This window comes from Saccharopolyspora antiqui (assembly GCF_052246905.1).
Classification (GTDB): Bacteria; Actinomycetota; Actinomycetes; order Mycobacteriales; family Pseudonocardiaceae; genus Saccharopolyspora.
The window spans coordinates 1-1,490 of record NZ_JBQQBO010000058.1 but is presented as its reverse complement, the minus strand read 5'-3'; the positions used below and the strand labels follow the sequence as shown (position 1 = coordinate 1,490).

Annotated in this window: 1 protein-coding gene; it reads right to left on the bottom strand. The window is 67.3% G+C overall.

The features are described from left to right. Positions 1 to 26: 26 nt before the first annotated feature. Positions 27 to 1,247 (bottom strand): IS110 family RNA-guided transposase, encoded by a 1,221-nt coding sequence (locus ACTWQN_RS37990; protein WP_443208523.1) that lies wholly within the window; start codon positions 1,245 to 1,247, stop codon positions 27 to 29. Positions 1,248 to 1,490 lie beyond the last annotated feature (243 nt).

The window sequence follows — 1,490 nt, the reverse complement described above, 5'->3', positions numbered from 1 at the left end:
TGAAAGACATCCCAGGAGTTTGAATGTCAAGCGGCGGCTTTCTCGACGCGATGCGACCAGGCGGTGGTCTCGTTGTAGGGGGTGCGGGTTTTGAGGCAGCCGTGCAGGATGCCGACGAGGCGGTTGGCGAGTTGGCGCAGGGCGGCGTTGTGTCCGGCGCCGCGTGCTCGGAGTTGGTCGTAGTAGGCGCGGGCGCCGGGCGAGGCGTTGAGCGCGGCGAACGCCTGGGTCATCAGTGCGTCGATGAGCCGGTCGTTGTGTACGAATCTGGCCAGCACGGCCTTTTTCTTCCCGGAGGCACGGGTGATCGGGCTGGTCGCGGCGTAGTTTTTGCGGCACTTCGCGGTGGCATAGCGGTCGGGGTCGTCCCCGAACTCGGCGAGCACCCGGGCGCCCAGGATCGGTCCCAGACCGGGCTGGGAGCCGATGATCTCAGCGTCCGGGTGCCGGCCAAAATGCGCCTGCACCTGCCCTTGCAACTCCTTGACCTGCTCGCGCAGTGTGATCAAGACCGCCACAGCGGCTCGGGTCGTGGCTGCGTAGGCCGCGGTGACCACCGGGGGCTGGCCCAGGTGCTCCGCGCGCAGCACGGCCTGAATCCGGGCCGCTGTGGCGTCGACGTCCCGGCGGCGGGCCCGTTTCAGCGCCGCACGGATCTGGTTCAGCGACAGTCTGCGCGCGCTGTCCGGGTCCGGTGCTTTGCCCAGCAATTCCAGGGTGTCGGGGGCGTCGAGGTCCTCGAACGCCTCCACCGCGGCGGGAAAGTACTCCCGCAGGGCGTGGCGCAACCGTTGGGTGTGGCGGGTGCGTTCCCAGATCAGGGTCTTGTGGGCCCGCGTGACGACCTTGACGGCCTCGGCCTGATCAGTGTCACCGGCTACCGGGCGCAGCTGATGGGCGTCGGTGCGCACCATGTCGGCCAGCGTGTGCGCGTCAGCAGCATCGCTTTTGGCACCGGAAACACCATGGCGTTCCCGATAACGGGCCACCGACAACGGGTTGACCGCGAACACCGTGTACCCGGCGGCGATCAACGCCTGAACCCACGGGCCCCGGTCGGTTTCGATGCCGACCACCACCTCCACATCCTCGGCGTTCTCGCCGAGCTGTTCGCCGATCATCGCGTGCAGCCGGGCCATGCCCGCCACGCCCTCAGGCAGCCTGGCCTTGGCAAGCCGTCGTCCCGCAGCGTCCATCAACTCGATGTCGTGGTGCGACTCGGCCCAGTCGTCTCCTACGAACAGCACCCGTTCTCCCATCCTCGCTCACCACCGGCAGCCCGCGGGAGAACTCTCAGCGACCTAATGAATCAGTGCTCACGCCACCATCGGACGGGCACGACATCCCATCAGCGATCAACTCTCCCAGCCCACCGGCAGGGGCACGCTCTTTCATCAGGACTCAAACGTCCAGGAGCCCAGAGTGCTCACCTGCCAGCGGCTACCCGACCCGAGTCTGCCGGATGGCCGACTCACGACTCATTAGGTGCC